The sequence below is a fragment of the Granulicella rosea genome (genome assembly GCF_900188085.1).
Lineage (GTDB): Bacteria > Acidobacteriota > Terriglobia > Terriglobales > Acidobacteriaceae > Edaphobacter > Edaphobacter rosea.
Genome location: NZ_FZOU01000003.1, coordinates 493,167 through 515,912, shown reverse-complemented (window position 1 = coordinate 515,912; position 22,746 = coordinate 493,167). Strand labels below are relative to the sequence as shown.

The window sequence follows — 22,746 nt, the reverse complement described above, 5'->3', positions numbered from 1 at the left end:
TGCCTCGATCTTCGATTGAGAGAATGAACGAACGACCAGAATTTAGGAGCCAACTATGACTCAGGAACACATGACGACCTCGCGTATGCCGATCGCCCGCACGCTGCTCACCCTTGCCCTCGCTTTGACCCTGGCGACCGGTTGCGGAAAGAAGAAGAGCGGCGTCGATCCGAACAGCCTCGGTCCGGTTGAACCGCCGACGACCGCCTCGGTCCAGCCCACCGCGACCATCACGGCCGATCCCGTCCTGATCGATCTCGGTCAGTCGGTCGTGCTGAACTGGCGCACCACCAACGCCACGGTCGTCACCATCGACGGCATCGGCCAGGTGAACGTGAACGGCACCCAGACCGTCTCGCCCGCGAACTCCACCAACTTCCACCTCACCGCCAAGAGCGACAGCGGAGCACTGGTCGAGGCGAACGTACGCGTCACCGTCCGCGTCCCCGTTGCGCCTGTCGCTCCGTCCGATGCGACCAACGGCGGCGGTGGCGGCGACATGGGCACCGACGCGGCCTTCCACGCCGCCGTGCAGGACGTCTTCTACGACTACGACAGCTACGAGCTGCGCCCCGACGGCCAGACCTCGGTCGCGCAGGCCGCGGCATACATGGTTGCGCACCCCGGCGTTCGCGTCGTCATCGGCGGCTACTGCGATGAGCGCGGCTCGGCCGAGTACAACCTGGCCCTCGGCGAAAACCGCGCCAACTCCGCCCGCACCGCGCTGATCAACGCGGGCGTCGCTCCGGCCCGCGTCCGCGTCATCAGCTACGGCAAGGAGAAGCAGTTCTGCACCGAGGCCAACGAGGCCTGCTGGCAGGAGAACCGTCGCGCGCAGTTCTCGCTCGACCGCTAACCCTCACCGTAACCGTCTGTCATCCTGAGCGGAGCGCAGCGTAGTCGAAGGACCTGCGTTCCGCCAGCAGTATCCAGATCTGCCCGCATCACCGGCGAAAGCAAGGTCCAACCATGAACTCCAGCCGCCTGCGCAACACCCTCCTCTTTGCCGCCATCGCCTTCTCCCCGCTCGCAGCCACGCCGGCCTTCGCGGTCAGCAAGGACATGATCCAGCTCCAGACCCAGATCCAGCAACTGCAGGACGCCATCGCGCGCCTGCAGCAGACGCAGGACGAGAACATGGGCCTGATCAAGAATCTCGTCCAGCAGAACTCCGACTCCGTCAACCGCATGACCGCGACGGTCGACTCGGTGCAGAAGCAGCTCGCCGGCCAGCAGAACGCCGAGGGCACCAAGGTCGACCAGATCTCCGGCCAGGTGCAGTCGCTCAACGACACGCTCGACGAGATCAAGGCTCGCATGGCGCGCCTCGAAAAGCTGATGCAGGATATCCAGGGCCAGCAGCAGTCGTTGGCCGCCGCCGCCATGCAGAGCATGCCGCAATCGGGCGGCGCTCCCGCCGCGCAGTCCGCGCCAATTCCCGAGATCGCCCCACAGCCCACCGTCGACCAGCCCCGGAAGGGCAAGCCCGCGCCGATCGTCCAGCAGGCGCCGCCCCTGGCAGCCGCTGCCGCAGCTCCGGTAGAAGACCTCTACAAGGCCGCCCTCAGCGACTACATGGCCGCCAAGTACGCCCTCGCCTACTCCGAGTTCGGCGACGTCGCCAAGTCCTACCCCGACAATAATCTCGCTGGGAACGCCCACTACTACATGGGTGAGATCGACTATCGCGGGGCGAAGTACGCCGTCGCCGCCAAGGACTACGATCAGGTCATCGAACAGTTCCCCGACAACAACAAGGTGCCCGCCTCGCACCTGCACAAGGGCCAGGCGCTCATCGCACTGAAGCAGAACGAAGCCGGCATCCGCGAGCTACGGTCGCTCATCCAGCGCTTCCCCAACTCGCCCGAGGCGATGCAGGCTCGCAGCAAGCTCAGCGGCATGGGCGTGCCGGTCAAGCCCCGCGCGCAGTAGCTCTTCTCAAAGCTAGAGGCCGAAGCGGAACCATCCGCTTCGGCCTCTAGCTTTTATTTGTCTTTTTTGTTTGTCATTCCCGCAGGGAATCTGCTGTTCTTTTAAATCAACAACCATCCCAATCGGAGTCTAGTTCTTCAACCCGGCCATCTCCAGATCGATCGCTCCGCGCACATCGATCGTCGGCGCGAGCAGCGGAAGCCGCGGCCGGCCGCCGTAGTATCCATTCAGATCGCAGCCATATTTGATCGCCCCGACCGCTCCGGCGCCCTCCATCCGGGCTGCAGCCGCGAGAATCCTCGCCTGCTTCTCCGCTGCCAGCGGAGCATCGCCATCCTTCCACGCCTGGAAGACCTCATTGCAGGCCTGCGGAGCGGACGCGCCAAACCTCGGCACAGCCCCAACCGCGCCGCCAGCAAATGCATCCAGCATTGTCTCCGTCGTTCCACCCAGCACCTGGAAGCCGATGCGTTTGGTCCGGGTCTTCAACGCTGGAACCGGCGGTGCGACAGCCAGCGCGGCGCCGCCGCCACCAAGGCTCTCCGCCGAAACGAACGTTCCCGCACCCGAAGGCACGGTCACAGCGAGCATCCGCCCGGTCGCCGCGGCAAAGATCGTCGTCACCGTCACCTCGCGGCTGACATGATTCGTCGCCGCCAGAATCGCCGCCAGCCGCTCCCCCACGGCCTCCGAGTCGATCACGCCGAGGATCGACGGATGACCGGCCAGTTCCGCCAGCACATCGACCGAAAGCCGCGCCGAAGCCGTGCTCGACAACACCACCGGCAGCGGCGACCGGTCCGCCACGGCCTGAAAATAAGTCACCAGCTCCAGCCGCAGCTCCGGCCCGAACGACGGCGCGCCCACGACTACCGCGTCGAACTTCGCCGCGGCGGCTGCCTCCGCCAGTGCGAGCGTCGCAAAGACGCTGTCGCGTCCCACGCACGCGAGCAACACCTTCTCCTTCGCCGCCAGCTCGCTCGTGGTCTTCAGCACGTCCACCGTCTCGTCGTCGGTCAGCGCGGAACCCTCCCCGCTCGCCCCCAGCACCAGCAGACCGGCGACCGGCGTCCGCGAGTAGCGATCCACATTGTGCTCCAGCTTGCGCAGGTTCAGGCGTCCGTCCGGATAGAACGGTGTAGTCAACGGCAGATGAATTCCTTCAAGCAGCATCCCTCTATTTTAGAAGCCGTGCGCCCTGCGTGACAGCCGAAGCCCGCCAATCCGGCGCTTTTTCCTCACCTAACACCAAAGTGCAGTAACTTTGCTTGATACTCCCTCGTTTGAGGCCTTGAAAATCCCCGCCAATGCCGTATAAACGAAAGCATGACCGAAGAATTTGAAATCTCGCAGGGTAAGTCCGCCGGGGAGCTCGGGCGAGAGGCGCTATGGTTCTTCGCCCACACGCTTATCGCTATCGCCATTCTGGCCGTGATCGTCGTTGGCGGCCTCGTCATGCGCGTCGATCAGGACGCGATTCCGCCCAAGGCGATCGGAACGATCCTGGCTCTGATGGTTCCCATGCTCGGCGGCTTCGTCATCGCCAAGACCCAGCAGAACGTCATCGCGCGCTATGTCTGGATCTCCGGCCTGCTTATCTTCTCTGTCGTCTGCGTCTGGGTGCTGGACCTGCCCACCGGCAACGGCCTGTGCGAGCACTGCGGCGCACTCGAAAAGCTCTGGCGCACCTTCTTCGACGTCGAGAACGGCTCCGGCCTCATGGGCGGCGACGGCCTGCTCATCGGCACCTGGATCCCGCTGTCGGTCATCGGCTACTCCATTGGCGCGCGCCTCGGCCTCGACCAATAGTTCCCTCTTCGCTGCAAGCAGGACGGGCTGATCCGCATCGGATCAGCCCGTCTTTTTTTGTCATTCCCGAAGGGAATCTGCTGCTCTTTCGCCAGTAAACGACGGAGGCCTAAGCCCCCACCGTCTCCCGCTCCGCATGCAGCGTCTGCAGCGCCGTCACCGTCAACGTACCGTTCTGCAGGGCGGAGATTCCCTCCGCCGCCGCACGCGCCGCAGCCAGCGTCGTGATCGTCGGAATGCGCGCCAGCACCGCCGCCCGGCGGATCGCCTTCTCGTCGAAGACCGTATCCTGCCCGCGCGGCGTGTTGATGATCATCTGGATACGATCGCCCTTGATGAAGTCGACCACGTTCGGGCGGCCCTCCTTCACCTTGTAGACCCGCTCCGGCAGCATGCCCGCCGCCTCAAGGACCGCGGCCGTGCCATGCGTCGCCACCAGGTGGAAGCCCATGTCCTGGAACTGCTTCGCCAGCGCGACCGCGCCGTCCTTGTCGTGATCGTTGACGCTCATGAAGATGGTGCCCTTCACCGGCAGATGCTGGCCGGCGGCGATCTGCGCCTTGGCGAAGGCCTCGCCGAAGTTGTCCGCCACTCCCATCACCTCGCCGGTCGACTTCATCTCCGGCCCAAGCACCGTGTCCACGCCCGGAAACTTACCCCACGGGAAGACCGGCGACTTCACGAAGAAGTGCGAGCCCGTATCGAGATCCTTGCCATCCGCCACCTGCGAGGGCAACAGCTCCTTCAGCTTGCGGCCGGTCATGATGCGCGCTGCAATCTTCGCCAGCGGAATCCCCGTCGCCTTCGACACATACGGCACCGTACGCGAGGCGCGCGGGTTGACCTCGATGACGAAGACCTTGCCACGCTGCACGCCGTACTGGATATTCACCAGGCCACGCACATCGAGCGCATTGGCCAGCTTGCGCGTGTAGTCGCGGATCGTCTCCTTGACCTCATCCGTCAGGTCGACCGACGGCAGCACGCAGGACGAGTCGCCCGAGTGAATCCCGGCCTCTTCGATGTGCTGCATGATGCCCGCGATGATGACGTCATCGCCATCGCATAGCGCATCCACGTCGCACTCGGTCGCATCCTCGAGGAAGTGGTCGATCAGCACCGGCCGCTCCTGCGAGTATTCGATCGCCGTATTCATGTAGTGGACGATGGTCTCGTCGTCGTACGCCAGCACCATCGCGCGACCGCCCAGCACGTAGCTGGGACGAACCAGCACGGGGTAGCCCACGCGGTTCGCGCCAGCCAGCGCCTCGGCGATCGAGGTCGCCAGCGCGCCCTCCGGCTGCGGTATGCCCAGATCTTCGATCAGCTTGCCGAAGCGCTTGCGGTCCTCCGCCAGATCGATCGACTCGGGCGACGTGCCGATGATCGGCACACCGGCGCGCTTCAGCGGCAGCGACAGATTCAGCGGAGTCTGCCCGCCGAACTGCACGATCATGCCGATGTCCGCGCCGCTCGCAGCCTCATGCTCGTAGACGCCCAGTACATCCTCAAGCGTCAGCGGCTCGAAGTACAGGCGGTCCGAGGTGTCGTAGTCGGTCGAGACCGTCTCCGGGTTGCAGTTCACCATGATCGTCTCGTAGCCGTCCTCGCGCAGCGCGAACGCAGCGTGGCAACAGCAGTAGTCGAACTCGATGCCCTGCCCGATGCGGTTCGGGCCCGACCCGAGGATCAGGATCTTCTTCCGATCGGTCGGTGCAGCCTCGTCCTCCTCGTCGTAGCAGCTATACAGGTAAGGCGTCTCGCTGAAGAACTCGCCCGCGCAGGTGTCGACCATCTTGTACACCGGCATGACGTTCAGCCGCTTGCGCAGCGCGCGCACCGCCTTTGTGCCCTCCGCGCCCGTCAAGCCCCAGACCGCGGCCAGCCGCTCGTCCGAGATGCCCATCCGCTTGGCCGTGCGCAGCTCCGCGGCGGTCACATCGTCGATGGTCTTCTCGCCGATGGCCTTGATCTCGTCCGTGATCTGCTTCATCTGGTAGAGGAACCAGGGGTCCATGCCAGTCATCTTGGCGACCTCGCGGACGCTCATGCCGCGTTCGAAGGCGTAGCGCAGGTAGCTCAGACGCTCCGGATGCGGCGTCACCAGACGCTGCGTCAGACGGCGCGGCTCGATGTCGTCCGCCGTCGCCTTCTTGCCCGTCTCGAGCGAGCGCACGGCCTTCATCATCGCTTCTTTGAAGGTGCGGCCGATGGCCATCACCTCGCCGACCGACTTCATCTGCGGCCCGAGAATCTCGTCCGCGCCGGGAAACTTCTCGAACTGCCACTTCGGAATCTTGACGACGACGTAGTCGATCGTCGGCTCGAAGCAGGCCGGTGTAGCCTTGGTGATGTCGTTCTGCAGCTCGTCCAGCGTGTAACCGACCGCCAGACGCGCCGCGATCTTCGCAATCGGGAAGCCCGTGGCTTTGCTCGCCAAGGCCGACGAACGCGACACACGCGGATTCATCTCGATCACCGTCATGCGGCCGTTCAGCGGATTCACCGCGAACTGCACGTTGCTGCCGCCGGTCTCGACGCCGATCTCGCGGATGACGGCGATGGACGCATCGCGCATCACCTGCAGCTCGCGGTCGCTCAGCGTCTGCGCCGGCGCAACAGTGATGGAGTCGCCCGTATGCACGCCCATTGGGTCGAAGTTTTCGATCGAACAGATGATGATGACGTTGTCGTTCAGGTCACGCACCACCTCCATCTCGTACTCCTTCCAGCCCAACACGCTCTCCTCGATCAGGCACTCGCCCACCGGCGAAAGATCGAGTCCGCGCGAGAGAATCTCATTCATCTCTTCGCGGTTGTAAGCGATGCCGCCGCCCGAACCGCCCAGCGTGAACGACGGCCGGATGACCACCGGAAAGCCGATCTTCGCCGCGAAGCCAAGCCCGTCCGACACCGTCCGCACCAACTGCGAGCGCGGCATGTCGAGGCCGATCTTGGTCATCGCATCCTTGAAGAGCAGGCGGTCTTCGGCCTTCTTGATCGCCTCCAGCTTCGCGCCGATCAGCTCCACGCCGAGTTTGTCCAGCACGCCCGCGTCGGCCAGATCGACCGCCAGGTTCAGCGCCGTCTGCCCACCCACCGTCGGCAGCACCGCGAAGACGCCCGGCTTGCCAGACTCCTTCAACAGCTCCACCTCGACGCGCAGAATCTCTTCCACATACTGCGTCGTCAACGGCTCGATGTACGTGCGATCGGCGACCTCCGGGTCCGTCATGATGGATGCCGGGTTCGAGTTCACCAGCACCACCTCGTAGCCCTCGGCCTTCAGCGCCTTGCACGCCTGCGTGCCGGAGTAGTCGAACTCCGCCGACTGCCCAATCACGATCGGCCCCGAGCCGATCACCAGAATCTTCGCGATGTCATTCCTGCGTGGCATTTCTACTCGCTTTCATGTCTTACCCGCGTTGATAAGGGCGCGACTGAAACGCGCCCTCATCAAGCTCAATCTCAAAAACTACTTCTTCCACTCTTCCATCATCTTCCGAAAATCCTTGAAGAGATAATGCGAGTCGTGCGGTCCGGGGCTGGCCTCGGGATGGTACTGCACGCTGAACATCGGGTCCGTCTTGTGCTTCAACCCGGCCAGCGTCTGGTCGTTCAGATTCGTGTGCGTCTGTTCGACATCCGCAGGCAGCGTAGCCGGGTCGACGTTGTAGTTGTGGTTCTGCGCCGTGATCTCCACCTTGCCCGTCTGGTGGTTCATGATCGGGTGATTCCCGCCATGATGGCCGAACTTCAGCTTGTACGTCTTGCCGCCCAGCGCCAGACCGAAGATCTGGTGTCCCAGGCAGATACCGAACAGCGGCGCCTTGCCCTTGAGCTTCTGCACATTCTCGATCGCATAGTCGAGCGGCTCCGGGTCGCCAGGTCCGTTCGAGAAGAAGACGCCGTCAGGATTCAACGCCAATACATCCTCAGCCGAAGTCCGCGATGGAACCACCGTCACGCGGCAGCCCTCGCGCGCCAGCATGCGAAGGATATTCTCCTTGATGCCGAAATCGTACGCCACCACGTGCATCTTGTCGCCCGTGTGCGACGGCTTCAGCAGCTTATCGCCGGTCTGATTCTTCGGCTCCGCGTCGGACCACTCGTAGATGGACTTCGTCGAAACGACCGAGGCCAGATCCGTCCCGTCCATCTTCTTGATCGCCCGCGCCTTGGCGACCATCGCTGCCTCGTCGAGGTGCTCGCCGCTCGCGATCACGCCGCGCATCACGCCGAACGCCCGCAGGTGCCGCACCACCGCCCGCGTATCGACCTCGGCGATCACCGGAACGCCATTGCGCTCCAGATACTCGTCCGCTACCTCGGTCGAGCGCCAGTTGGAGGACATCGGCGAAAACTCGCGCGTCACCAGGCCCTCGATGTAGGGCTTGCGCGACTCCGCATCCGAAGGACTCGTACCGTAATTGCCAATGTGTGGATTCGTCAGAACGACGATCTGTCCCGCGTACGAGGGATCGGTAAAGATCTCCTGGTAGCCGGTCAGCGATGTATTGAAAACAACCTCACCCGAGCACTCCGCTCGCGCGCCGAAACCCTTGCCACGAAAGATGCGCCCGTCTTCAAGCGCCAGTATTGCCTGCATCGCCTCTCCTGCGGAATCCGATTAGGAGTGGATTCAATCGATTCTATCAGGTTGAGGCGGTTCCTCCGAGCTGTCACATCCTTTTCACACAAGGCAAAAGGCCCGGCAGCAATGCCAGGCCCTTCACAATCGATACCACCCAGACTAGCGGCGGTGATGGCGGTGATGACGGTGGTGGTGGCGAGCCTGGGCCGGGATGACCGAACCAGCCAGAACGGCGAGTGCAACGACAGCGAGCATCAGACTGCGGAACTTCGTCATGCGAAAACCTCCAGGGTCGTGGACCCATGCATCCTCAGATGCGAGAATCCTATGCCTATTTTCGTTCGTCGCACATAAATTTTTCCTCAGTCGAAACCGCGAACCAGCGTTGATTCCCGCCGGCAAGCTCAGCCGATCTCCACCATCACGCTATCTCCCTCAATCCGAACAGGAAACACATCCACCCGCTCGTGGACCGGATACTGCGACTCCCCGGTCTTCAGGTCGAAGACCCACGAATGCCACGGGCAAACCACCGCCGCACCCTCCAGCCAGCCCTGTCCCAGCGGCCCCTGCCGGTGCGGACACAGGTTATCCACCGCTGAAAGCTCGCCGCCCACGTTCGCCAGACACATCTCCCGACCACCCGCGCCCGTCTCCATCACCGCGCCCGGCTTCGGTGCCTCCGCCACACCACACAACCGCACCCACTGCCCCATGCAAACTCCTCCAACATCATCGTAGAGCTTTTCTTGTTGTCGTTCTCGCGGGAAATCTGCCTCCGTCTTTTGTCCGCGTCGATAGCGGCGCCCCCGTGAGAACCGACAAATGCTACCCTCAGCACAGAAGCCCATGGCCACACAGAAGACGAAAAAGCCGCAGTCGAACGTCAGAATTCAAACCGCAGACCCCGAGGTCGTCGACCCCATGTGGCTGCTCAAGGCCGCCGCCATCATGGTCGCCGTCGGACTGCTCTGCGGCTATGGCACGCTCTGTTACCTCGTCTACCAGGGCCAGTGGCAGCTCGTGCTGCACCCGGACGCGACACACCCCAAAGCCGTCGCCACGGCCACGCTGCCGCTTCAGCCCATCGCCTTCGGCGCGACCGAGTCCGGCCAGCCCCGCCTCAACGGCTGGTGGATACCCGGCGACGGCAACCACGCGGAAACAACCGTCCTCTACCTGCACGATGGCTCCGGCAATCTCGACCGGCAGATCGCGCCACTCGAGGCTCTGCACGCCGCCGGCCTCAGCGTCTTCGCCTTCGACTATCGCGGCTTCGGCGCGAGCGAGTCGACCCACCCAACCCAGCAGCTCATGACCGAGGACTCCGCGGCCGCGCTCGACTATTTGTTGAACACGCGACATCTACCGGCGAAGACGATCGTGCCCTACGGAGCGGGTCTCGGCGCGGCGCTGGCCGTGCAGCTCGCCGTCGCTCACCCGGAGTTGCCCGCCCTGATCGTCGAATCGCCCAACCCCGACCTGCTCGCGCTCGCCCGTAAAGACCCGCGCGCCGGCATGGTTCCCTTGAACTCGCTCTTCCACGAACGTTTCGAACTGACCGCGCTCCAGAGCCTGAAGACGCCGAAGCTGCTGCTCGCCGGCGGTCCGTCGCCGGTCGTCACCCCGCCGGACGCGCAGTCGCTCGCGACGCTCTTCCACCAGGCCGCCACTCCCAGCTTCATCGTCTCAGGCGCGCTCACCGGTCCAGCCTTCCCTCAGACGATTCAGCGCTTCCTCGACGAATACCTGCCCGCCGGCCCATCGCAACTGACACACCAGTAAGCCTCATTTGTCATTCCCGCAGGGAATCTGCTTTACGTCTTTGCCGTTGCTTTTCTTTCTGTCATCCTCAAATTCAGAGAGAGAAAAACCGATGATCCGATGGCTCAACCGCCTCCAACCCTGGGGTCTATTCTTCGTCCGCGTGGTTCTAGGCATCGCGATGACGTATCACGGATACACCAAGCTCATTCCCGCCAGCGGCCTGCACCGCGCTCACCCGCTGGCCGGATTCGAGATCTGGAATCACTACGTCGCAACGCTCGGGCTTCCCTACTGGCTCGGCTACGTCTCGCTCCTGACGGAGCTGCTCGGCGGCCTGCTGCTCATCCTGGGCCTGCTCACCCGCTTCGCCGCGTTGATGGTCACGGGCAACATGCTCGTCGCGCTGATCCTGGTCAATCTTCGCCACGGCTACGCCAGCTCCGAGTACACGCTCGCCCTCATCGTCATGGCGTTCCTGCTCCTGCTGACCGGCTCGGGAGCCCTCGCGCTCGACCGCAAGTTCGGCCTCTCGTAACTAACTAAAAAACAGGTGGTTAAGGAGTGAAGGCGCCCGGTGTTCAGGGCGCCTTACTTGATGAAGGGGAGGGGTAGTGCGGATATGGGAAGCCGGTACCGAGGGAACTGAAAGTCCGGCAAATTTCTTACTACACTTCATAAGACGCAACCTCGAACAAAAAGTTGTCCTCATTTTCGGGATAAATCTACGGGAAACAGAATATTTCTAAAAAAGGCTGCGGCCTGCAAAAATCCGCAGACCACAGCCCTCATCGTGCAAGTTACCGCTAAATCAATGGCTAAACGAAGTTCAGGAACTCACTCGGATTGACATTGCCGCCCGGGAAGACCGTGTTCAGGTTCTTCGCACCCAGCGTTTTATAGGCAGCCTCGCCCAGCACGCGGCGGAAGTCCGTCGTCACGGCAAGGTCGCGTCCCTCGTTCAACTGATCGTTGTTCAGGCCCGGCCACTTGCCGTAGACCTTGCCGCCCTTGACGCCGCCGCCCAGGATGAACATCGCGTTCGCATGCCCGTGATCGGTGCCTCCCGTGCCGTTCTGCCGCGCGGTCCGGCCGAACTCCGACATCGTGACCAGCGTGATGTTCTCCGAGTCCGCGCCCATGTCCTTCCAAAAGGCCGCGATGCCCTCCGAAAACTCCTTCAGCCGGTTGGCAAGCTGGCCGTTCGCCGCGCCCTGATTCTGGTGCGTATCCCAGCCGCCGATATCCGAGAACGCCGCCTCCACGCCGAGATTCGCCTTCAGAAGCTGCGCAATCTGCTTCAAACTGTTGCCAAACGGGGTCGTCGGATACGTGACTCCCGCCGCAGGCGTGTACTTCGCCGGATCGGCTGACTTCAGCATCTTCACCGCTTCGAAGGTCTCCTGACCCGTGCCATGCAGCACTGCGTCCGAGCTCTCGTCATACATCGCCTGGAAGGCGTTCGAGATGGACGAGGTCTGCGGGCCCTTGCCGCCGACCGAGAAGTCGGCGAGATTGTTGACGGCAATCGCCGGCAGCTTGCCCTGCAGCGTGCGCGGAACCTGCGTGCCCAGTGCGACCGCGCGGAAGGCCGACGGCTTCCCTACCGGGCCGACCTGCAGCGCACGGTTCAGCCAACCATCCTGCGTCACCTTGACGCCCGGCGTGCCGGACTCCATGTAATCCTGCGCGTCAAAGTGCGAGCGCGTCGTGTCGGTCGAACCCGCCGCATGCACGATCGCCAGATGCCCCGAGGCAAACAGCGGTTTGAACGCCGCCATCGCCGGATGCAGACCGAACTGCCCGTCGAGATCCAGCACGTCCTTCTGCTGAATCGCAATCGTGGGCCGCATCGAGTAGTAGTTCTTCTCCTGGTAAGGCACGACGATGTTCAACCCGTCCGCCGCGCCGCGCTGGAAGAGCACGACCAGCTTCTTATTGGCCGCCTGCGCCGTCGTCGCCTCGGCCATGACGGAACGCATCAGGAAGCTCGGAATCACCGATGTCCCGACCAGCGCCATCGCGCCGCCTTTCATGAATGCGCGCCGCGAGGCGCCCGTTCCGTCAAGCCCACGCCGGGCCAGGTCGCGCCCATGCATGTCGCATCCCCAGTCGCTCCGGTCGGTCATACCCATCTTCATGAATCCCATGTCGAACCTCCTGCGTGCCCTGCTGCGTACCAATGCTTGTTAAGTTGAACGTATGGCGCGGCGGAAAGTTGTCCGAATACCGAAACAACCTTCTAACGCCGCTGAAACTCCGGCGAACCCAGCAACAACCCGGCGATCACCGCCGCCTGCCTGTCCTGCGCCCCCTGCTGCCCCGGCCGGCGCGCCATGTCGCCGGTCAAAAATGCGCCCGTAGCCGGAACGGCTCCATCTCCAGCCGCCGTATTCTGCCCCGCGCCAAACTCCTTCGCCGCCTGGTCCGGCGCCGCAGTGTTTTCGGACTGGGCCAGCACGGTCGCGCGCGTCTTCTCGCTCACCGGCTGCCCCAGCAGAATCCCTTCCAGCGTACGCTCCTTCGCGGCTGCCGCGATCTTCACCGGATCGACGGAGGTATCCATCGCGACCGGCTTCAGGTTGCCCTCGGAAGACCCCAGCAGAAGAGGCCAGTTCGTTCGCGTCCCCGCAAGCCGGTTGCCGCTCAGCACCAGTGCGAAGTTCATCCGGCTCACCAGCGCGCCTGTGCTTACCCACGGCTCGCTCTTCCACGAGTAGCCGTTCGGCGTCTGCATCCCGTAAAAACCCATGCCGAGCTGGTTCAGCGCCTGCACCAGCGGCAGCGCGTTGTTCACCTGCGCGCCGCTCGCCCGCACGGCCGAGACCACGAACTCCTCCGGCGTCTTCACCTTCGCGCGGTACACCGCTGGCGACCAGAACTCCGGCGACTTGAACATCGTGCGCAGCACCGTCTTGATGTCGCCGTTCGACGCCACCCACGACGCAGCCATCCGGTCGACCAGCGCCTCCGGTGGGTTGTCGCTCACGAACCGGACCGCCAGCTTCCGCGAGATAAAGCGCGCCGTCGCCGGGCTGGTCGCGAGCATATGCAGCACCCGCAGACCCTCGGCCTGACCCTCCGCATCCATGGCCGTCTTCTGAATCCCACCCTGACCGCCGCGACGTCCGCCGCCGCCGATTCCCGGCTGATTCATGCTCGCCAGCCACTCGTCTTCGCCCCTGGACTGGATCGTCACGCCCAGCACCACCTTCGGTCCAAGCTCATGCCGGCGCTCGTCGAAGCGAAACTCCGACCCGCCCTGACCGCCGCCGTACGGACGTTCGATCGTCCACCCCGTCAGCACCTTCGCCACGTTGGTCACGTCGGCCTGCGTGTAGCCCGAGCCGCAGCCCTTGCCCAGCTTGCTGACCGGGTGGTCCATGCTGACCTCGCACTGGACGCCCAGCGTGTGCAGCTCCATCAGCTCGCGCGCGTAGTTCTCGTTCAGCCCGCGATCCTTCAGAGCCTGCTTGACCTGCGGATTCTTCGCGTACTGCGCCAGCCGCGCGCCTTGCTTCGTCGCGATCGACTCCGGTCCGACGCTCTGGAAGTTGTCCAGATACATCAACATCGCCGGACTCTCCGCCGTCGCCACCAGCAGTTGCTCGAAGTTGCCCAGCGCGTTCGGCCGGATCACCTCGCGCTCATACGCCGGCAGCAGGTATGGCTCCTGCTGATTCTTGCGCAGGTAGACATTGAAGTGATTCAGCCAGAAGTCCGTCATCACGGCCTCCAACTGGCGGTCGCTGTAGACATCGCGCATCATCCGCGACTCCACCACCTCACCGCCCACCAGCCGCGCCGAGCCCTGCAGCGACGCGATGGTCTCACGCTGCAGCGGGTTCATTCCAGCGGCCAGCCCAACCACCTCCTGCTGGCTCAGACTCCTGCGGAAGTTTACAAGTTGATCGGGCTCGATCGAGAGAATCGCCAGCAGGCGCTGCTCCGGATCGAGCGCCAGGATTCGCTGCGTCTCCGCCTCGGGAAAGAACTGCTCCGCATGCTGCTGACGCCCGCGCCCAGCCAGATTCGTATCGTCGGTGTTGAAGTCGCCGGCCGCAACCTTGCCCGCCTCGGCCGCCATGGCGTCGCCGCCGGCCGCCGCTTTCTTCTTGCCTGCTCCGACCTGGTCGCCCAGTAGATTGACGCGTTCGTTCTTCTGCTTCTTCGCAGGTGCACTTTGGGGCGCGCCATCCGGTGCATCGCCGACGCTACCGACGGGCGCACCCCCCATCATGGATGGTCCGGCAGCTCCCTTCGCGTAGGCCATTGTCGCGTCCATGTCCATCGCCTTCGGATCGGCTGTCTTTACGCCTCCACCCGCCGCCTCGATCTTCGCCTGCGCCTTCTTGTAAAACGCGATCTGGTCTTTATAGATGCCGTGCAGGACCGGGTCTGCCGGCAGGTCGGCCTTAGTGCGGATCATATCCCGCAGCATCTGCGGACTGGGATAGCGCTCGATCAGCTCCGCCTGCGTCATCTGCATCGCGGGAAAGAGTTCCAGCCGCTTGTCGAGCGCCGAGTCGTCGATCGAAGCCGGGTTGAGCTGGCGGTCGAACCAAGCATCCAGCCCCATCGCCTTCGCCGCCTCCACGTCGCCCGGGCGCGGTCCGAAGGTCAGCCGGTTCAGCGCATGCAGCACACGTTCATCGCCCTGAAGCTGCGGCGCGGCGACCGCCTTGCGCCGGACGACCGGCGCCGTTCCCTCCGCCAGCACGGGCTGACCCGCCATCAGCGCGCAAAGAATCGCAGCGATACCGGCGCGCCCCATCGCAGGGACCGAGCTACCCGTAAACGTGCGACGCCAGCCAGGGAAAAAAGACGATGCAAGCTTCATCACCGAACCTCCGTGCGCAACCAGCTTAGTCCGGGCGAGCAACCACCCGCCAGCGAATTCGGCACACACCAGAGAAAACCCCGCCGCACGATCAAGTTGCGGCGGGATTCGATTCTTTTTTTCTATGAAGGGCGCCTCTCAGTACGCAGCCAGCTCCGCCATGGCCCGGTACAGATCCTCCGGCTGCGGCAGAATCGCATCTTCGAGAATAGGCTGGTAGGCGACAAACGTATCCATCGCCGCCACCCGCCGGACGGGGGCATCGAGGTCGTGGAACAGCTCCTCGCCGATCCGCGCCGCGATCTCCGCGCCATAGCCCCAGCTCTTCATATCCTCGTGCGCGACGATCACCTTGCTGGTCTTGCGCACCGACTCCGCAATCGCCTCCCAGTCGTACGGCGAGAGAGAACGCAGGTCGATCAACTCGACCGAAATGCCTTTTTCACGTTCGAGCTTGACTGCCGCCTGCAACGCGCGCGGCACGACGGCACCGTAGGTCACGACCGTCAGATCCTTGCCCGGCTTCACGATCTTCGCCTTGCCGAACGGAATCGTATAGTCCGGCCCAGGATACTGAGCGCGTCCGAAGGTCTCTCGGTAGAGCCGCTTATGTTCGAGAAACAGAACGGGATCGTCGCAACGGATCGCCGTCCGCAGAAGACCCAGAGCGTCCAGCGCGTTCGACGGCATCACCACGCGAATGCCCGGCGTATGGGTGAAGATGCTCTCGCCCGACTGCGAGTGATACAGCGAGCCGCCCGTCAGGTAGCCGCCGATCGGAACGCGCATCACCAGCGGCGATGAAAACGCGCCGTTCGACCGCCAGCGCATGACGGAAAGCTCGTTGCGCATCTGGTGGACCGCCGGCCAGATGTAGTCGAAGAACTGAATCTCAACCACAGGCTTCAGCCCGCGCGCCGCCATGCCGATCGCGCGTCCGACGATGTTCGCCTCGGCCAGCGGCGAGTTCCACACGCGGTCCGAACCGAACTCCGTCTGCAGCCCGCTGGTCAGCTTGAAGACGCCGCCCTTGCCCTTCACCTTCGGGTCTTTCAGCGCCTCGACGCGCGTCGCATCGGCGACATCCTCGCCGAAGATCACGATCCGCTCGTCGCGCCGCATCTCGTCCTTCAGGCAGGTGTTGATGAGGTCGGCCATGGTGCGCTCGTTCGAGTCGTCCGCCGGATGCGGCGCGACATCGAAACGGGCATCCGTGCAGCTCAGGTCTTCCGAGTACTGATGCTTGAGGATGTCCTCGACCTTCGGGAACGCCGCCGCGACGGCCGCATCGGCCGCGGCCTGCACCTCTTCGTCGACCGCAAGCTCCAGCGCCTTGATCTCGTCCGCCGTTAGGATACCCTCGCGCAGCAGCCAGACGTGCATCTTCGCGATGGGGTCACGCAGGGCCGCGGCCTCGATCTCAGACGCCGCGCGGTAGTCCTTTTCGTCCTCGCTCATCGAGTGCGAGTACGGCCGCACGACGTGCCCATGCACCAGCGCCGGACCCTGGCCGGAGCGCGCATAAGCCACCGCTTCGACCATCGCGGTGTAGCTGGCGATGGGGTCGGTGCCGTCCACCTCGGCGAAGTGGAAGTTCGGGAAGTTCGCAATTAGCCGCGAGATGTTGCCGCCCGGAGTGTTCGCCTCCACCGGCGTCGAGATCGCATACTCATTGTCTTCAACCACATAGACCACGGGCAGCTTCGCGTTCGAAGCCGTATTCAACGACTCCCAGAACTCGCCCTGGCTGGTAGAACCCTCGCCGATCGAGACGTAGACCACCTCGTCGGCCTCGAACTTTACATCCTTGAACTCGCGGTAGTCGCCCGGAACCCTGGCCGCGGACGAAGGCCGGTTGCGGAAGTATCGCCCAGCCTCCGCGCAGCCGATGGCGTGCAGGCACTGCGTCGCCGTCGCCGAACTGGGCGAGACGATATTCAGCCGCTTGCTGGTCCAGTGCGACGGCATCTGACGGCCGCCGCTCGCCGGGTCTGCCGCCGCGCCGACCGACTGCAGCAGTTGCTCGGCGACCGTATTGCCCAGCGCCAGGCAGATCGCGCGGTCGCGATAGTACGGGAAGAACCAGTCGTAGCCCGGACGCATCGCCATGCCGGCCGCGACCAGCAGCGCCTCATGCCCGGCGCACGAGATCTGGAAGAAGATCTTCTGCTGCCGCTTCAGCACGATCTCCCGATCGTCCGTGCGGCGCGAGAGGTACATCAGCCGGTAGAACTCCACCAGCTTCTCCGCGGACAGCCCGCCCCATGAGCGTTGCAGCTCACCCGGCTCATCCTGCTGTACCGCCCCTCCGTTCTTCGACTGACGCGCCATCCGTTTCCCCTCTGCTGAATTTCTATCACCTGTGACAGGCGGCTGTCCTTATCCTAAATGTCCGCGCGGAGGAAACCTCGTTCTTGAGCCCGTTCCTATATTCAGACACCCTCCGCCGGCGCCGCTGCCTCAATCCGGAAATCCTCACCGGCGCCGCCCCATCCCGCCGATTGAGACCTCAGCAGCAAGCCGAACAGGCCTCTGGGGAACATCATGCACCTTCCGAAACGCATCCTTCTCGCGACCGCCGCTCTTTTCATCACCGCCTGCGCCCAGGCCCAGCAGCACCGTCTGCTCGTCGTCTACCGCGATGGCGTCGTCCCGGCCGACGCGGAGTTGCGCGCGCACGCCGCCGGCGCACGCATGCTGCGCCGCCATGACCGCCTCGGCATCGCGCTGATCGGAGCCACCGATACCGCGTCGGCAAAAAAGACCCTCGCCGCCCAGACGGACGTGGAAGCCGTCGTCGAGGACCGCGTCCTCTCCGCCACCAGCATCACCATCAGCAACCTGCCCATCCAGATCAACACGCTTCAGTCCTACGACGGCCTCTACAACACGCCGCAGGGCTGGGCCGTGCGCGCCGCCGGCGGCGCCCCCACCCAGTGGGCGACCACGCAGGGCAAGGGCGTACGCATCGCCATCCTCGACTCCGGCGTCGATGCGACGCACCCCGACCTCGCGCCGAACCTCGCGCTCAACCTCTCCGAGATCGACCAGACCGCCCTGCCCAGCCCCTGCGACGACGGCACACCGCAGGACCAGACCGGCCACGGAAGCTGGACCGCATCGCTCGCCGCCGGCGCGCTCGGCCCCGGCACCGGAGACGTCGCCGGCGTCGCCCCCGCCGCCACGATCCTGAATATCAAGGTGCTCGAGCGCCTGCCCGCCGTCACCGGCGACGCGACCACCTGCGGAGCCGGTCAGGCCAGCGGTCTGCTGAGCTGGGTGCTCCAGGGCATCGACGACGCCGTCGCCAACCGCGCGGACGTCATCTCCATGTCGCTCGGCACGCTCGTCGACCTCTCCACCGGCGACGGCGCGGGGCTGAAGGCGACCTTCGACCGCGTCACCTACGCGGCATCCCAGGCCGGCGTCATCCTGATCGCGGCGGCCGGAAACGATGGCGTCGATCTTTCGAACCCGCGCTACATCGAGCTGCCCGCGCAGGCGCGCGGCGTGGTCGCCATCACCGCCTCCACCAACCCGGACTGCGCCGAGAACCTGCTGGCCAACGCCGCCTGCGTCGCCGGTGCGGTGACCATGCCCTACTACAGCAACTACGGCGCGCCGTTGAACGCTCTCTCCGCCCCCGGCGGCAGCTACCCCGAAGGCCCGGCGAACGACGTCACCAAACCGACCGGCTGGATCGTCGGCGCATGCAGCTCTGGCCTCGCTGGAACCCAGCCCTCGACGAGCACGATCGACCAGATGCACAGCTACGGTTGCTTCGGACTCGGCCACCAGGGCTACGTGCAGGCCATGGGCACCAGCGCCTCGGCCGCGCTCGCGGCAGGATCGGCAGCTCTCATCCGCGCCGCCCACCCGACCTGGGACGCCGCGACCGTCATCGCCGCCATGTACAGCACCGCCGTGAATGGCCAGATCAATACCGCAAGCGCCGTGGCTCTTCCCTAAAAACCTGCCCAGCAACCGGCAGACTGGGCGCGTGCTTCACTTCGTTCCCTTCTCCCGCTCCTTCACCGAACGCGCCAGCTTCTCGATCGCCTCCGCGCGCTTCACCACGTCGAGCGACAACATATTCTTGTCCGTCTTATCGACGTCCTTCTTAAGCGCCTGCGCCAGCTCCAGCAGCTTGTCCGTATCGGCGATCAGCAGCCTCTGCCGCTCGGTCATCCGTGCGATCCCCAGCCGCTCCTGGGTCGAGGGATTCAGCTCACTGCCCGTTCCGTCACCCAGCGATGGCCGGTGATTCGCCGGCCCGGGCGCCGTCTGCTCCGACGCGGGTATGGTTGGAATCCCATTCTGCTGTCCGCCGGCCACAACCGGAGCCGTCGCCAGTCCAAGCGCCAAAAGCCAGATCGTCCGTCTCATCCCCACCCCCCAAGGAAGCGCTCATCGCCAAACTCGACCGCCCCGGGCTTCCTTGCGGGGTCTGCCTGCGTCTCATTCTCAGTGAACTGGCCCAATCCGCCTAGCGGATAAGATAACCGGAGCGTCTGTCGAAGTTCCAACGGACCCAAAAGTGAAAGCGAGCCTGCCCTGAACGTCATCGCCCTCTTCGCCCATCTCATCCCCGTACCTGCGTCCGACGAACCCATCCTCCGCACCCTCGAACGCGACTGGCATCAGGACGTGATCGATATGGTGCGCGACCGCCTCCCCAAGGTCGCCGTCGTCCTCGTCATTCTCTTCGGCGTACAGCGGATCGTCGCGTTCTTCTGCGCCCGCATGCAGCGCGCGGCGGCGCGCCAGGCCAACGTCCAGCGCGCCGCGCAGATGCGCACGATGGCGACGATCATTCGCGCGACGTCGTACAGCATACTCGGATTCTTCGCCTTTTTGCAGATCCTGACGCTCTTCAACATCAACTACGCGCCGCTGCTGGCCTCGGCCGGCATCCTCGGCGTGGGTATCGGCCTCGGCGCCCAGAGCCTCTTCAAGGACATCATCAACGGCATCTTCATCCTCGTCGAGGACCAGTACAACGTCGGCGAGGTGGTCAAGATCGCCTCGCTGACCGGCACGGTCGAGGACCTCACCTTCCGGCTCACCCGTCTGCGCGACGGCGACGGCACGCTGCACATCATCCCGAACAGCCAGATCGCGACCGTTTCAAACCTGACGCGCGACTACTCTGTCGCGACCCTGCCGCTCTCGGTCGACGCCAGCGCCGACACGGCCCGCGTCCTCACACTGCTGCGCAAGATCGCCGCCGACATACGCCAGGACCCCGCCTTCAAGGACGTCGCCATCGCCGATCCCGACGTGCCGGGCATCGACCAGATCAACGGCCGCGCCCTGGTCTATCCGATCAGCATCCGCGTAAAAGCCAACCAGAAGGACGGCATCCTGCGCGCGCTGCGCCAGCGCATCGTCGACACGTTCAAGCAGGAGCGCATCCCGCTCGGCATCGACCCGGCCAACATGCTGCTGCTCCAGCAGCAGAAGGCGCCGGACCCGACGGCGCCGCCAGCCCAGCAGCCGCTGATCGGCTCTTAGCTTGAGCAGGCGTATTTTTTAACCCTCCTCAGGCGCTCGTCATCCTGAACGGAGTGAAGGACCCCTGTATTGCGTTGTTGCTGTTGTCTTTCGTTCTTTCTTGTCTGATGGCAACAAACAGCAACGGCAAGAGCAAAATACGGGGGTTCTTCGCTTCGCTCAGAATGACGGCTCTTTACGGGAGTTGAGGAGAAGCATCACGCCCCGGCCGCCAGAACCTCCGCCAGCCGCTCCACAGAAGCGATCGGCGGCATGCAGATGAACCCGCTGCAGACGACGGCGAAGCTCTCAGCGGTCTCCGGCAGATGCGGAAGCGTCTGCGCGAGCGACGGCGGCAGCGCCCCAAGCTGATCCTGCCGCAGCCGCACCACGCTCCGATTCACCGCATACCGGTTCAGCGCGGTCTTCTCCAGCTCGGACGCCAGTTCATCCGATCCGATCACGCACACCTGCACCGGCGCCTGCACCATCCGCTGCAAGGCGAGGCCGTAGCTCGCGGCGTACAACCCAAGATGTTCGACCACCCCGGCAAAGCATTCGAGCGTAGCCTGCGCCTTCGCGGCGAACTCCTCGCGACCGGTCAGCGCCTCCAGCCTCAGCAATAGCGCCGCCGCGACCGAGTTCCCCGCCGGAGTCGGCGAGTCCTGCAACGGCTTGCGCCGAACGCTCAGCGCGCCCAGAGGAACCTCGTCCTCCGCAGGCGCCTCGGTGTCGAAGAACGCGCTGCCAGCCGCGTCGTAGAACTTCGCAATCGCCGCCTTACCCAACGCCAGCGCTACGTCGAAGTACCGCAGCTCACCCGTCGCCTCCCAGGCGTCGAGCGCCGCATGCCCGGGGAAGACGTAGTCCTCCAACCCTCCAGCCAGCCGCGGCCCATTCTCCACGGCCTCGCCATACGCGACGACGTGCGTCATTGAACCGTCTTTCCATGCGGAGGCCAGCATGCGGTCGAGCGACTTCAACGCAAACGCTGTCGCAGCGGAGTCCTCCAACACGCGCCCTGCCTCCAGGTAAGCCGAGATGCACATCGCGTTCCACGGCGTGTAGATCGTCTTATCCACATACGGCGTTGGACGCAGCTTCCGCGCCGCGTACAGCTTCGGCTTCGCCGAGGCCAGCAACTCCAGCGCCCGCTCCACCGTCGCGCCGGCCTGCTTCGCGACCGTCTCTATCCCCAGGTCGATGTGCAGCGTATTTTTCAGCGGATTGTGGTGCATGTCGCCAATCTCGCCGATGTCGAAATACCGCCCCGCGATGGCCATCTCATCCGGCGTCAGCACGGCGGCGGCCTCGTCCATCGTCCAGGTGAAGTAGTCGCCGTCGTCGTCGAGAGACTCGTCGGCATCCTGCGAGGCGTAGAAGCCGCCCTGCTCGCGGTCGCTCAGCCACTCGTCCATCCAGCGCATGATGTCGCGCGCCACCCGCGCAAACTCCGGCTCGCGGAAGCTCTGGTAGGCGTGAATGTAGTTCTTCAGCAGCTCGCTGTTGTCGTAGGACATCTTTTCGAAGTGCGGGACGGTCCACTTTTCATCGACCGAATAGCGATGGAACCCGCCCGCCAGATGGTCATGGATACCGCCCTTCGCCATCTTTTCGAGCGAGACCGTCGCAGCCAGCCGCACCGCCTTCGCCCCTTCGTCGTTCAGCCGATGCACCGTGTCGATCAGCAGATCGATCGCGCCGGAGTTGGGAAACTTCGGCTGCGCGCCGAAGCCGCCATTGCGCCCATCGAACTGACGGATGGCCGATTCGACCAGCTTGCCAAGCAGCTCCGCGCCAGGGTCCGGCACCGGCTCGTTGAACTGCTCGCTGTTCTCGATGGCCGACATCACGCTGCTGGCGGACTCGTCCACCTCGCCGCGCTTGTCCATAAAGGCCTCGGCCATGGTCAGCAGCACGCGCCGCAGGCTCGGACGCCCGTGCCCATCGACCGGCGGGAAGTACGTGCCGCCGAAGAACGGCTTGCCGTCCGGGGTCAAAAACGCCGTCAGCGGCCAGCCGCCACCGCCGCTGATCGCCGCGACCGCCGCCTGATAGCGCGCATCCACATCGGGCCGCTCGTCGCGATCCACCTTGATCGCAATGAAATGTTCATTGATGATCGAAGCGGTTTCGACGTTCTCGTAGCTCTCGCGGTCCATCACATGACACCAGTGACACCACACGGCGCCGATATCGAGCAGGATCGGCTTGTCTTGCTCCACGGCCTTTGCAAAGGCTTCGGCGCTCCACTCATGCCACTGCACAGGCTGGTGCATCGCCGACCGCAGGTACGCGGAACGCGCACTCATCA

At 64.3% G+C, this 22,746-nt stretch carries 16 protein-coding genes; 7 read left to right on the top strand and 9 right to left on the bottom strand.

Going from position 1 to position 22,746, the window contains the following annotated elements; translation table 11 throughout:
• Nucleotides 1–55 precede the first annotated feature (55 nt).
• Together CHB87_RS11555 and CHB87_RS11550 are read left to right on the top strand one after the other, a co-directional pair.
• A complete protein-coding gene (locus tag CHB87_RS11555) occupies nucleotides 56–856 on the top strand; it encodes an OmpA family protein (RefSeq protein WP_245817947.1) in 801 nt (266 codons plus the stop codon).
• 113 nt (nucleotides 857–969) lie between these two features.
• Nucleotides 970–1,932 carry a tetratricopeptide repeat protein gene (locus CHB87_RS11550; protein ID WP_089408565.1) on the top strand — a complete coding sequence of 321 codons (963 nt, stop codon included), beginning with the start codon at nucleotides 970–972 and terminating at the stop codon, nucleotides 1,930–1,932.
• A 129-nt stretch (nucleotides 1,933–2,061) separates the two neighbouring features.
• Here the strand turns inward: CHB87_RS11550 and CHB87_RS11545 are convergent, their stop codons facing one another.
• A complete protein-coding gene (locus CHB87_RS11545) occupies nucleotides 2,062–3,105 on the bottom strand; it encodes a dihydrodipicolinate synthase family protein (RefSeq protein WP_089408564.1) in 1,044 nt (347 codons plus the stop codon).
• 153 nt (nucleotides 3,106–3,258) lie between these two features.
• Here CHB87_RS11545 and CHB87_RS11540 point away from each other — a divergent pair, with 153 nt between their 5' ends.
• The gene (locus CHB87_RS11540; RefSeq protein ID WP_089408563.1) at nucleotides 3,259–3,741 is read left to right on the top strand and encodes a hypothetical protein; all 483 of its coding nucleotides are present in this window, start codon (nucleotides 3,259–3,261) and stop codon (nucleotides 3,739–3,741) included.
• A 109-nt stretch (nucleotides 3,742–3,850) separates the two neighbouring features.
• On the opposite strand, the gene carB is transcribed toward CHB87_RS11540, so the two are convergent.
• The 3 genes from carB to CHB87_RS11525 all read right to left on the bottom strand — a co-directional run bounded on the left by carB (nucleotide 3,851) and on the right by CHB87_RS11525 (nucleotide 9,051).
• Nucleotides 3,851–7,138 (bottom strand): carbamoyl-phosphate synthase large subunit, encoded by a 3,288-nt coding sequence (gene carB, locus CHB87_RS11535; RefSeq protein WP_089408562.1) that lies wholly within the window; start codon nucleotides 7,136–7,138, stop codon nucleotides 3,851–3,853.
• A 78-nt stretch (nucleotides 7,139–7,216) separates the two neighbouring features.
• Nucleotides 7,217–8,350 carry a glutamine-hydrolyzing carbamoyl-phosphate synthase small subunit gene (carA, locus tag CHB87_RS11530; protein ID WP_089408561.1) on the bottom strand — a complete coding sequence of 378 codons (1,134 nt, stop codon included), beginning with the start codon at nucleotides 8,348–8,350 and terminating at the stop codon, nucleotides 7,217–7,219.
• A gap of 389 nt (nucleotides 8,351–8,739) precedes the next feature.
• Nucleotides 8,740–9,051 (bottom strand): Rieske (2Fe-2S) protein, encoded by a 312-nt coding sequence (locus tag CHB87_RS11525; protein ID WP_089408560.1) that lies wholly within the window; start codon nucleotides 9,049–9,051, stop codon nucleotides 8,740–8,742.
• A gap of 133 nt (nucleotides 9,052–9,184) precedes the next feature.
• Here CHB87_RS11525 and CHB87_RS11520 point away from each other — a divergent pair, with 133 nt between their 5' ends.
• Complete coding sequence (locus tag CHB87_RS11520) at nucleotides 9,185–10,120, top strand: alpha/beta hydrolase (protein WP_176441703.1); 936 nt, start codon at nucleotides 9,185–9,187, stop codon at nucleotides 10,118–10,120.
• A gap of 91 nt (nucleotides 10,121–10,211) precedes the next feature.
• A complete protein-coding gene (locus CHB87_RS11515; RefSeq protein WP_089408558.1) occupies nucleotides 10,212–10,637 on the top strand; it encodes a DoxX family protein in 426 nt (141 codons plus the stop codon).
• Nucleotides 10,638–10,917: 280 nt separating this feature from the next.
• Here CHB87_RS11515 and CHB87_RS11510 read toward each other — a convergent pair whose 3' ends face one another.
• The 3 genes from CHB87_RS11510 to CHB87_RS11500 all read right to left on the bottom strand — a co-directional run bounded on the left by CHB87_RS11510 (nucleotide 10,918) and on the right by CHB87_RS11500 (nucleotide 17,270).
• Complete coding sequence (locus CHB87_RS11510; protein ID WP_245817945.1) at nucleotides 10,918–12,249, bottom strand: DUF1501 domain-containing protein; 1,332 nt, start codon at nucleotides 12,247–12,249, stop codon at nucleotides 10,918–10,920.
• Between the two features lie 92 nt (nucleotides 12,250–12,341).
• Nucleotides 12,342–14,939, bottom strand: a complete 2,598-nt coding sequence (locus CHB87_RS11505; RefSeq protein WP_089408557.1) for a DUF1800 family protein — start codon at nucleotides 14,937–14,939, stop codon at nucleotides 12,342–12,344.
• Nucleotides 14,940–15,077: 138 nt separating this feature from the next.
• A complete protein-coding gene (locus tag CHB87_RS11500; protein ID WP_089408556.1) occupies nucleotides 15,078–17,270 on the bottom strand; it encodes an alpha-ketoacid dehydrogenase subunit alpha/beta in 2,193 nt (730 codons plus the stop codon).
• A 213-nt stretch (nucleotides 17,271–17,483) separates the two neighbouring features.
• Between CHB87_RS11500 and CHB87_RS11495 the strand changes: the two genes are divergently transcribed.
• Nucleotides 17,484–18,908: a S8 family serine peptidase gene (locus tag CHB87_RS11495; RefSeq protein WP_089408555.1), complete on the top strand. Its 1,425-nt coding sequence runs from the start codon at nucleotides 17,484–17,486 to the stop codon at nucleotides 18,906–18,908.
• A gap of 36 nt (nucleotides 18,909–18,944) precedes the next feature.
• Here the strand turns inward: CHB87_RS11495 and CHB87_RS11490 are convergent, their stop codons facing one another.
• Nucleotides 18,945–19,325 (bottom strand): hypothetical protein, encoded by a 381-nt coding sequence (locus CHB87_RS11490; protein ID WP_142988310.1) that lies wholly within the window; start codon nucleotides 19,323–19,325, stop codon nucleotides 18,945–18,947.
• Between the two features lie 270 nt (nucleotides 19,326–19,595).
• Here CHB87_RS11490 and CHB87_RS11480 point away from each other — a divergent pair, with 270 nt between their 5' ends.
• Nucleotides 19,596–20,453, top strand: coding sequence for a mechanosensitive ion channel family protein (locus CHB87_RS11480; RefSeq protein ID WP_089408552.1), 858 nt, complete (start codon nucleotides 19,596–19,598; stop codon nucleotides 20,451–20,453).
• A gap of 197 nt (nucleotides 20,454–20,650) precedes the next feature.
• On the opposite strand, the gene CHB87_RS11475 is transcribed toward CHB87_RS11480, so the two are convergent.
• On the bottom strand, nucleotides 20,651–22,744 hold the full coding sequence (locus CHB87_RS11475) for a thioredoxin domain-containing protein (RefSeq protein ID WP_245817944.1): 2,094 nt from the start codon (nucleotides 22,742–22,744) through the stop codon (nucleotides 20,651–20,653).
• Nucleotides 22,745–22,746: the final 2 nt, after the last annotated feature.

Excerpts from the sequence above, each read along its gene's own strand:
- CHB87_RS11555 (WP_245817947.1), top strand. The coding sequence starts at position 56 with ATGACTCAGGAACACATGACGACCTCGCGTATGCCGATCGCCCGCACG.
- CHB87_RS11550 (WP_089408565.1), top strand. The coding sequence starts at position 970 with ATGAACTCCAGCCGCCTGCGCAACACCCTCCTCTTTGCCGCCATCGCC.
- CHB87_RS11545 (WP_089408564.1), bottom strand. The coding sequence starts at position 3,105 with ATGCTGCTTGAAGGAATTCATCTGCCGTTGACTACACCGTTCTATCCG.
- CHB87_RS11540 (WP_089408563.1), top strand. The coding sequence starts at position 3,259 with ATGACCGAAGAATTTGAAATCTCGCAGGGTAAGTCCGCCGGGGAGCTC.
- carB (WP_089408562.1), bottom strand. The coding sequence starts at position 7,138 with ATGCCACGCAGGAATGACATCGCGAAGATTCTGGTGATCGGCTCGGGG.
- carA (WP_089408561.1), bottom strand. The coding sequence starts at position 8,350 with ATGCAGGCAATACTGGCGCTTGAAGACGGGCGCATCTTTCGTGGCAAG.
- CHB87_RS11525 (WP_089408560.1), bottom strand. The coding sequence starts at position 9,051 with ATGGGGCAGTGGGTGCGGTTGTGTGGTGTGGCGGAGGCACCGAAGCCG.
- CHB87_RS11520 (WP_176441703.1), top strand. The coding sequence starts at position 9,185 with ATGGCCACACAGAAGACGAAAAAGCCGCAGTCGAACGTCAGAATTCAA.
- CHB87_RS11515 (WP_089408558.1), top strand. The coding sequence starts at position 10,212 with ATGATCCGATGGCTCAACCGCCTCCAACCCTGGGGTCTATTCTTCGTC.
- CHB87_RS11510 (WP_245817945.1), bottom strand. The coding sequence starts at position 12,249 with ATGGGATTCATGAAGATGGGTATGACCGACCGGAGCGACTGGGGATGC.
- CHB87_RS11505 (WP_089408557.1), bottom strand. The coding sequence starts at position 14,939 with ATGAAGCTTGCATCGTCTTTTTTCCCTGGCTGGCGTCGCACGTTTACG.
- CHB87_RS11500 (WP_089408556.1), bottom strand. The coding sequence starts at position 17,270 with ATGGCGCGTCAGTCGAAGAACGGAGGGGCGGTACAGCAGGATGAGCCG.
- CHB87_RS11495 (WP_089408555.1), top strand. The coding sequence starts at position 17,484 with ATGCACCTTCCGAAACGCATCCTTCTCGCGACCGCCGCTCTTTTCATC.
- CHB87_RS11490 (WP_142988310.1), bottom strand. The coding sequence starts at position 19,325 with ATGAGACGGACGATCTGGCTTTTGGCGCTTGGACTGGCGACGGCTCCG.
- CHB87_RS11480 (WP_089408552.1), top strand. The coding sequence starts at position 19,596 with ATGGTGCGCGACCGCCTCCCCAAGGTCGCCGTCGTCCTCGTCATTCTC.
- CHB87_RS11475 (WP_245817944.1), bottom strand. The coding sequence starts at position 22,744 with ATGAGTGCGCGTTCCGCGTACCTGCGGTCGGCGATGCACCAGCCTGTG.